This window comes from Mycobacterium sp., assembly GCF_040398885.1.
Lineage (GTDB): Bacteria > Actinomycetota > Actinomycetes > Mycobacteriales > Mycobacteriaceae > Mycobacterium.
Window position 1 is genome coordinate 1 of record NZ_JBBATF010000137.1, and the last position, 8,872, is coordinate 8,872.

Annotated in this window: 8 protein-coding genes; 6 read left to right on the forward strand and 2 right to left on the reverse strand. The window is 67.8% G+C overall.

Annotation, left to right across the window (positions count from 1 at the left end; translation table 11 throughout):
• Together ADBZ5U_RS12475 and ADBZ5U_RS12480 are read left to right on the forward strand one after the other, a co-directional pair.
• A partial coding sequence (locus tag ADBZ5U_RS12475; protein WP_526810645.1) for an Asd/ArgC dimerization domain-containing protein occupies window positions 1–290 on the forward strand: 290 nt, incomplete at its 5' end.
• 109 nt (window positions 291–399) lie between these two features.
• On the forward strand, window positions 400–825 hold the full coding sequence (locus ADBZ5U_RS12480; RefSeq protein ID WP_526810646.1) for an organic hydroperoxide resistance protein: 426 nt from the start codon (window positions 400–402) through the stop codon (window positions 823–825).
• A gap of 7 nt (window positions 826–832) precedes the next feature.
• On the opposite strand, the gene ADBZ5U_RS12485 is transcribed toward ADBZ5U_RS12480, so the two are convergent.
• Both ADBZ5U_RS12485 and ADBZ5U_RS12490 read right to left on the reverse strand, forming a co-directional pair.
• Window positions 833–2,344, reverse strand: a complete 1,512-nt coding sequence (locus tag ADBZ5U_RS12485) for an amino acid permease (protein WP_526810648.1) — start codon at window positions 2,342–2,344, stop codon at window positions 833–835.
• Window positions 2,345–2,393: 49 nt separating this feature from the next.
• Window positions 2,394–3,869 carry a glutamate-cysteine ligase family protein gene (locus tag ADBZ5U_RS12490; RefSeq protein ID WP_526810650.1) on the reverse strand — a complete coding sequence of 492 codons (1,476 nt, stop codon included), beginning with the start codon at window positions 3,867–3,869 and terminating at the stop codon, window positions 2,394–2,396.
• A gap of 125 nt (window positions 3,870–3,994) precedes the next feature.
• Between ADBZ5U_RS12490 and glpK the strand changes: the two genes are divergently transcribed.
• The 4 genes from glpK to ADBZ5U_RS12510 form a co-directional block, all read left to right on the forward strand.
• A complete protein-coding gene (glpK, locus tag ADBZ5U_RS12495; protein WP_526810652.1) occupies window positions 3,995–5,527 on the forward strand; it encodes a glycerol kinase GlpK in 1,533 nt (510 codons plus the stop codon).
• A 16-nt stretch (window positions 5,528–5,543) separates the two neighbouring features.
• Window positions 5,544–6,929, forward strand: coding sequence for a carotenoid oxygenase family protein (locus ADBZ5U_RS12500; protein ID WP_526810654.1), 1,386 nt, complete (start codon window positions 5,544–5,546; stop codon window positions 6,927–6,929).
• Between the two features lie 202 nt (window positions 6,930–7,131).
• Complete coding sequence (locus tag ADBZ5U_RS12505) at window positions 7,132–7,989, forward strand: MlaE family ABC transporter permease (protein ID WP_526810656.1); 858 nt, start codon at window positions 7,132–7,134, stop codon at window positions 7,987–7,989.
• 18 nt (window positions 7,990–8,007) lie between these two features.
• Window positions 8,008–8,872: MlaE family ABC transporter permease (locus ADBZ5U_RS12510; RefSeq protein WP_526810658.1), on the forward strand; the 865-nt coding region annotated here is incomplete at its 3' end.

Sequence of the window (8,872 nt, forward strand, 5' to 3'; positions counted from 1 at the left end):
TGCGGGTGCCGGTGTTCACCGGCCACTCGCTGTCGATCAACGCCGAGTTCGCCCGGCCCCTGGGGCCCGAGCGCGCCCGCGAGCTTCTCGGCGGCGCGCCGGGGGTCACCCTAGTCGAGGTCCCCACCCCGCTGGCCGCCGCCGGCGGTGACGACTCGCTGGTGGGCCGGATCCGCCGGGACCCCGGGGTGCCCGACGGCCGCGGCCTGGCGCTGTTCATCTCCGGGGACAACCTGCGTAAGGGCGCGGCGCTCAACACCATTCAGATCGCCGAACTCCTGGCCGGCTGAAACCCCGCGCGCCACCCCGCCGAAACCAACGTTTGGGCGGGAAAGCGCGAGTAACTCCCGCCATTGCGTCGATCTCGGCGTGGAGGGCCGAAGCTGGCATGATCGTCCCATGACCATCGACGCCATCTACACCGCAGAATCCACCGCGACCGGAGGGGGCCGTGACGGTCACGTCAAGTCCTCGGACGGCAGCATCGACCTCGACGCCCGCCCGCCCCGGGAGATGGGCGGCAGCGGCGAGGGGGTCAACCCCGAACTGCTGTTCTCGGCCGGTTACTCCGTGTGCTTCCTGGGCGCGCTGCGACTGGTGGCAGCGAATACAGGAGTCCCCCTCGACGACGCCACCGCCGTGACCGTCCGGGTGGGGATCGGCAAGGACGAGACCAGCTACGGGCTGACCACCGAGATCGTCGGCTACCTGCCGGGACTCGAGCAGGCCCGGGCCGAGGAGTTGATGAAGCAGGCCAACCAGGTCTGCCCCTACTCCAAGGCCACCCGCGGCAACGTCGAGGCGACGCTGCTGACGAAGGTCTGAGGCCCGATCAGCGGGGGCGTTGGGTCCGCTCCCGGTGCAGGGTCTCGCCGCGGAAGAAGGCCGGCGACTTCAGGCTCCAGACGACCATCAGCAGCACTCCCAGGGCGATGCTGAGCACACCGATGACGAAGACCGTTCCCACCCCGGCCAGTGATCCGCCGCTGCCGTACTCGGGGCTGATCATCCGGTAGGCCTCCGACACGCCGACCGGGATGAGCACCAGCGCGGCGATCCCCGGCAGGATCACCTGACCCAGGGCGGTGCGCCAGGAACGCCAGGCGGTGTCCCAGAAGTAGACGACCGAGGAGACCGCCACGACGGTGTAGTACAGCATGATCGAGATCGCCACGCTGTAGACGCAGTCCTCGACGACGCTGTCGCTGACCATGGTGAGGCCGCTGTAGATCGCCAGCGTCGTCAGGCCGATGAACCAGGTGGTGAACTTAGGGGTCTGCGCCGCCTGATCGACGGATGCGAACCGGGCCGGCAGCGCCTTGTAGGTGGCCATCGCCAACAGTCCGCGGACGGTGGCCATCACGGTGGACATCGTCGCCGAGAACGCCGAAAGCCCGACGATCACCGCGGCGACGACCGCCCCGGCCGGCCCGACCGCCGCCCGGGCCATGCCGGAGAACACGTCCTCGACGTTGCCCTGGTAGGTGAGGCTGCCTTCGTCGGCGGCGTCCACCCCGGCGAAAGCCAGCGCCGCCACCCCGATGACGACGTAGGTGATCAGGATGATCACGATGGCGGTCACACCGACCCGGCCCGCCTGCTCCGGGGTGCCGTCGGTCTCCTCGGACATCGACAGCGCGGCGTCGAAGCCCCAGAAGACGAAGACCGCCACCAGGAACCCGCCCACCAGATCCGACAGACTGGTGATGGCGAACGGGTTGAACCAGTTCCACGAGAACGGTTCGACGGAGGGACTGCGCTCCCGGCCGATGACGTTGGCGACCAGGATCGCGGCGAAGACGATCAAACCGCCGTATTGGATGACCGTCAGGATGATGGTGGTCCGGGAGGACTCCTCGGCTCCGCGGGCCACCAGCCAGGTGGTGATCATGATGAAGGATGCGGCGACCAGGAGCTTGAACCAGGTCTTCGGTTCCTCGACACCGAGGCCGACGCTCACGGCGTTGACGATGATGCCCGAGGCCCCGACGCCGGCCAGGATGCTCGACAGCATCAGGGCGTAGCCGCCGATCCAGCCGATGTGCGGCAGGATCGCCTTGGATCCCCAGGTGAAAACGGTCCCGGAGTCGGGTGCGGCGTCGGTCAGATGCTTGTAGGCGAGCGCCACGAAGTACATCGGGATGACCGCCAGGATGAAGACGACCGGCAACTGGTAGCCGACCATCTGGGCGCCGGGCCCCAGCGCGCCGGTGAGCGAGTACGCCGGGGCGGTGGCCGCCAACCCGATGGCCACCGCGCCGATCAGGGAGACCGAGCCCTTCTTCAGACCCTTGGACTGCAGGTCGCCCATCGGCGGGTCGGTGGGCAGCGGATCCTCGCGCATGGAGCGGATTTTCCCATCTGACGCGCCGTTTCGGGGGCGCTCGGTGGATTCACCGAACCGGCCAGGTATGCACCGGTTCGTTGCTGTGCATCAGCTCGCAGTACCGGCGCAGCATCTCGGCCAGCGCCTCGGGCCGGTCCCGGCCGCGCTCCTCGAGGCGGTCCACCGTGGCGACCTGCCACACCGCTCCGTTGCGTCCGGTCTTGGCGCGTCCCTCGACGACGCCGAGATAGCGGTCACGCACGTCGGCCGCCACCTTCCAGCGCCGAAGGCCCTCGTCGGCCATCGGCAGCAGGTGGCGCAGCACCAACTCGTCGGGAGTCACCTCACCCAGGCCCGGCCAGTACAGCCGTGCCGCCATCCCATTGCGGGCCGCTTCGAGGAAATTGCCCTGTGCCGCAGCGAAACTCATCCTCGTCCACAGCGGCCGGTCCTCCTCGGAGATGGTTCGCAGCAGGCCGTAGTAGAACGCCGAATTGGCCATCATGTCCACGACGGTCGGTCCGGCGGGCAGCACCCGGTTCTCCACCCGGACGTGCGGCCGGCCGTCGACGACGTCATACACCGGTCGGTTCCAGCGGTACACCGTTCCGTTGTGCAGGCGGAGTTCGGAAAGCATCGGGGTGCGGCCCGCGGCGAGTTCGGCGGCCGGATCCTCCTCGGACAACTCGGGCAACAGCGACGGGAAGTAGCGGACGTTCTCCTCGAAGAGGTCGAAGATCGAGGTGATCCACCGCTCCCCGAACCACACCCGCGGCCGCACGCCCTGCGCCTTCAACTCCTCCGGGCGGGTGTCGGTGGCCTGTGCGAACAACTCGATGCGGGTCTCGGCCCACAGTTGGTGGCCGAAGAAGTACGGCGAGTTGGCGCCCATCGCCAACTGCGGCGCGGCGATCACCTCAGCGGCGTTCCAGTTGCCGGCGAAGTCGGCGGGGGAGACCTGGAGGTGCAGTTGCATGCTGGTGCAGGCCGATTCCGGCGCGATGGACTCGGCGTGCAGATTCAGATGGTCCGCCCCGCGGATGTCGATCAGGATGTCCTCGCCGCGGGCGGTGAAGATCGAGTCGTTGAGGGCCTGGTATCGCATCGACGGGCTCATCCAGCTGCCGGCTAGATGCTCGGGCATCAGGGTGGGCAGGATGCCGATCATCACGATGTGGGCGCCGTCGGCGCCGGCCTTGGTCTCGGCGGCGTTGAGACTGGCCCGCACCTCGGATTCCAGTTCGAGGGCGGTGCGGCCGGGCAGCGGCCGCGGCGGGACGTTGAATTCGATGTTGTAGGCGCCCAATTCGGTCTGGTAGGCCGGGTCGGCGATGGCGGCCAGCACCTCCTGGTTGGTCATCGCCGGCTGATAGTCGGCGTCGACGAGGTTGCACTCGATCTCCATCCCGGTCAGCGGGTGGTCGGACTCGAAGCTGGACTCGGCCAGCATGGTCTCGAACACGTCCAGGCACCGCTGCACCTTGTGCCGGTACTGCTGGCGGTGCGCGCGGCTGTAGCTGGTGTGCTTGACCTCTTCGCCCACGGTGACGATGCAACCTTCTCGCCGTCCGGCGCGCAAGACACCATGGTTCGCAGAGCCCCGGTAGGCCAGAATGGACGGTGGCAGACTCCCAGCACAGGCTGTCCGCCGATCACACTCGTCCTCCCATGACACCGAGGAGCACCGTGGCCGACTTCGTCGCTTCAATCGACCAGGGCACGACCAGTACCCGCTGCATGATCTTCGACCACAACGGCCTGGAGGTCGGCCGCCACCAGCTCGAGCACGCACAGATCCTGCCGCGGGCCGGCTGGGTGGAGCACAACCCGACCGAGATCTGGGGAACGACCCGCACCGTGGTGACCTCGGCGCTGAACAACACCGGTCTGTCCGCGTCCAACATCGCGGCGCTCGGCATCACCAACCAGCGCGAGACCACCATCGTCTGGCACCGCAGGACGGGCCAGCCCTACCACAACGCGATCGTCTGGCAGGACACCCGAACCGACCAGATCGCGGCCGCACTCGACCGGGACGGCCGCGGCGACGTGATCCGGCGCAAGGCCGGGCTGCCCCCGGCCACCTATTTCTCCGGAGGCAAGTTGCAGTGGCTGCTGGAGAACGTCGAGGGCCTGCGTGCCGACGCCGAAGCCGGTGAAGCGTTGTTCGGCACCCCCGACGTCTGGGTGCTGTGGAACATGACGGGCGGCCCGAACGGCGGCGCCCATGTCACCGACCCGACCAACGCCAGCCGCACCATGCTGATGAACCTCGAGACCCTGGAATGGGACGACGAACTGTTGGGCTTCTTCGGGATTCCGCGGGCGATGCTGCCCGCGATCCGGCCGTCCTCATCGCCGCGGCCCTACGGGATGACCCTGGCGGACGGACCGATGCTCGGCGAGGTTCCGGTGACGGCCAGCCTCGGCGACCAGCAGGCCGCGATGGTCGGCCAGGTGTGCCTCAAGCCGGGTGAGGCCAAGAACACCTACGGAACCGGGAACTTCCTGCTGCTCAACACCGGTGAGAAAATCGTGCGCAGCGAGAACGGCCTGCTGACCACGGTGTGCTACCAGTTCGGCGACGCCAAACCTGTTTACGCCCTTGAGGGTTCGATCGCGGTCACCGGCTCGGCGGTGCAGTGGCTGCGCGATCAGCTGGGCATCATCGGCGGAGCCGCCGACAGCGAGCATCTGGCCGCGCAGGTCGAGGACAACGGCGGGGTCTACTTCGTTCCGGCCTTCTCCGGCCTGTTCGCCCCGTACTGGCGCTCCGACGCCCGCGGGGCGATCGTCGGCCTGTCGCGGTTCAACTCCAACGCCCACATCGCCCGCGCGACCCTGGAGGCGATCTGCTACCAGAGCCGCGACGTCGTCGACGCGATGGCCGCCGACTCCGGGGTGGAGCTGGAGGTGCTCAAGGTGGACGGTGGGGTCACCCTCAACGAACTGTGCATGCAGATCCAGGCCGACGTGCTCGGTGTCGACGTGGTGCGACCCCAGGTGCCCGAGACCACGGCGCTGGGCGCCGCCTACGCCGCCGGCCTGGCCGTCGGCTACTGGTCGGATCCGGAGGACCTGCGGGCCAACTGGCACGAAAGCCGCCGGTGGAGACCCGAGTGGACCGAGGAGCAGCGCACCAGGGGCTACGCGGGCTGGCGCAAGGCCGTCCAGCGAACCCTGGACTGGGTGGAGATCTAGCTGGGAGAGTGGCGGTATGACCCAGACCGCCGACGAACTCGGCAACCTGCCCATCGCCGACCCGGCGAGCCGTGACGCCGGCGACCGGGAGACCCAGGCCGTCCCGTTCCACCTGCGGGGCAACTACGCGCCGGTGCCCGACGAACTGACCGAGTACGACCTTCCGGTGCAGGGCGCGATCCCCCCCGGGTTGGACGGCTGGTACCTGCGCAACGGACCCAACCCGCGCAAACCGTCCGGGCACTGGTTCGCCGGCGACGGCATGATCCACGGGGTCCGCATCTCCGGCGGCGCGGCCAAGTGGTACCGCAACCGCTGGGTGCGCACCGAGAGCTTCGACAAGCCGATCCCGGTCTACGGACCGGACGGCACCCGCAATCTTCGGTCCGCGGTGGCCAACACCCACGTCGTCAACCACGCCGGCAAGACACTGGCGCTCGTCGAATCCTCGCTGCCGTACCAGATCACCAATGATCTGGAGACCGTCGGCTGCCATGACTTCGACGGGAAGCTCAATGACTCGATGACGGCGCACCCGAAGATCTGCCCCACAACCGGTGAACTCCATTTCTTCGGATACGGCAACCTTTTCCAGCCGCACGTCAGCTACCACCGGGTCGACGCCGACGGGGTGCTGACCGTGAATCGGCCGGTCGAGGTTCCGGCGCTGACGATGATGCACGACTTCGCCATAACGTCCGGGCACGTGATCTTCATGGACCTGCCGGTCGTGTTCAAGCTCGACATCGCGATCAACGGCCGCGGTGACATGCCCTTCCGGTGGGACGACGATTACGGCGCCAGGTTCGGCGTGCTGCGTCGCGACGACCCGTTCGGGGAGATGCGCTGGTTCGACATCGACCCGTGTTACGTGTTCCATGTCGCCAACGCCTACGAGCCCGATTCGAATTCCGTTGTGGTGCAAGCCGTCCGGTATCCCGAACTGTGGCGCAAAGACGGGGGATTCGCCACCAGTGGGGTGCTCTGGGAATGGCGGCTGAATCTGGCCGACGGATCGGTGGCCGAACGCCAACTGGACGACCGGGCGGTGGAATTCCCGCGCATCGACGACCGGCTGGCCGGCCTGCGGGCCCGCTACGCCGTCTCGGTGGCCGACTCCGCGCTGGTGCGCTACGACATGGCTTCCGGCGCCGCATCCGAACACCGGTTCGGCAGCGCGGACGCCCCGGGCGGTCCGGGCGAAGCCGTGTTCGCCGCGTCGCCGAACGGTCCGGCCGACGAGAACAACGGCTGGTACCTGGCGTACGTCTACGACCCGGCGCGCAACGGCAGTGAACTGGTGATCCTGGATGCCGCCGATTTCGGCGCGGAACCGGTGGCCCGCATCCGGCTCCCGCGGCGGGTGCCCTACGGCTTCCACGGCAACTGGATCAGCGCCTGAGATCCGACCCGGCCGCCGGACGCAGGTCCGGTGGTTACCACACGTCTGTAATGAACAAAATCCGGAATCGCGTGCAGGGTGGGAAACCCTGCCCCTACTGTATGCGGGACTGCAGGTACCGACGCTCCAGTCATGAGGTGGTGTTGAACGCCGTGGTGCGCTCCCGTCTACCGCTCGGCAGGGATTCGGGGCCGATCGGCGGATGAAGTCGTCAGAAGCCGGCCGCAAGGGCTCCGACGGCGTCCGCGAAATCGACGATTGGGTCTCCGGCTACGTCGACCGGCATCCCCGGGCCGCCATCAACACCCTCGGCAACCAGGCGATCATGGCGGTCCGGGTGATCCAGACCCTGTTCGTCGACCTTTTCACCGGAAAGTTCCAGTGGCAGGAGTTCATCCGCCAGGCCGCCTTCATGGCCGGCACCTCGGTGCTGCCGACCGTCTTCGTGGCGCTGCCCATCGGGGTGACGCTGTCGGTGCAGTTCGCACTGCTTGCCGGACAGGTGGGCGCCACCTCGATGTCGGGAGCGGCCAGTGGTCTTGCGGTGATCCGGCAGGCCGCCTCCCTGGTCGCGGCGATCATCATGGCCGCAGCCGTCGGTTCGGCGATCACCGCCGACCTCGGCGCCCGCAGGATCCGCGACGAGATCGATGCCCTGGAGGTCCTCGGCATCTCGCCGATCCAGCGTCTGGTGGTGCCCCGCTTCGCCGCCGCCATCCTGATCTCGATCGCGCTCACCGGCCTGGTCTGCTTCACCGGGTTCCTGGCCAGCTACCTGTTCAACGTCTACTTCCAGGCCGGGGCGCCGGGCAGCTTCGTGGGCACCTTCGCGTCCTTCACCACGACGTCGGACATGCAACTGGCGATGGTCAAGGCGGTGGTGTACGGCGCCATCGTGGGCATCGTGGCGTGCGAGAAGGGGTTGTCCACCCGCGGCGGATCGATCGGCGTGGCCAACTCGGTGAACTCCTCGGTGGTCGAGTCGATCCTGCTGCTGATGATCGTCAACGTCGCCATCAGCCAGCTCTACCTGATCCTCTTCCCGAAGACGGGGCTCTAGCGCGATGGCCGTGGCGCGATGACGGTCACCGAGAAACCGGCCGCCGCCAAGCCCTCGCCGCCGATCCCGCCGGCAGTGCGGAAGCTGAAGGCCCTGGGCTCCTCGCTCACCAGCCCGGTCATGCAACTGGGCCACATCGTCCTCTTCTTCGGGCGCGCCATCGCCGGCATCCCGACGGTGCTGCGGAGCTACCGCTCGGAGTACACCCGGCTGTTGTCGGACGTCGCCTGGGGTAACGGCTCCCTGGTGGTCGGCGGCGGCACCGCCGGCGTCGCACTGGTGCTGGGGATCGTCGTCGGCGTGATGGTCGGTATCGAGGGCTACAACTTCCTTCAACTGCTCGGCCTCGGCCCCGCCGTCGGCATCATCTCGTCCCTGGTGAACACCCGCGAACTGGCGCCGATCGCCTGCGCCCTGGCCTTCTCCACGCAGAGCGGTTGCCGGTTCACCGCCCAACTCGGAGCGATGCGGATCTCCGAGGAGATCGACGCCACCGAGGTCATGGCGATCCAGCCGATCCCCTACATGGTGACCACCCGGCTGATGGCCTCGATCACCGCGATCGTCCCGCTCTACATCGTCTGCCTGGGCGTGAGCTACCTGAGCACCCAGATCATCGTCTCGCTGATCAGCGGCGGGTCGATGGGCGGCTACATGCACTACTTCGGCCTGATGCTCGCCGGCCAGGAGATCTTCTACTCGGTGGTCAAGTGCGTCATCTTCGTGGCGATCTCCGCGGTGCTGCAGTGTTATTACGGCTTTTACGCCAGTGGCGGCCCGGAGGGCGTCGGGGTGGCCGCCGGCCACGCCATGCGGGCCGCCATCACCGTGGTGGTCGTCGTCAACATGCTGCTCACCATGGCCATGTTCAGCCTGGACTCGG

Bases quoted from the DNA above. Each gene is read 5' to 3' on its own strand.
- ADBZ5U_RS12480 (WP_526810646.1), top strand. From the start codon at position 400: ATGACCATCGACGCCATCTACACCGCAGAATCCACCGCGACCGGAGGG.
- ADBZ5U_RS12485 (WP_526810648.1), bottom strand. From the start codon at position 2,344: ATGCGCGAGGATCCGCTGCCCACCGACCCGCCGATGGGCGACCTGCAG.
- glpK (WP_526810652.1), top strand. From the start codon at position 3,995: ATGACACCGAGGAGCACCGTGGCCGACTTCGTCGCTTCAATCGACCAG.
- ADBZ5U_RS12500 (WP_526810654.1), top strand. From the start codon at position 5,544: ATGACCCAGACCGCCGACGAACTCGGCAACCTGCCCATCGCCGACCCG.
- ADBZ5U_RS12505 (WP_526810656.1), top strand. From the start codon at position 7,132: ATGAAGTCGTCAGAAGCCGGCCGCAAGGGCTCCGACGGCGTCCGCGAA.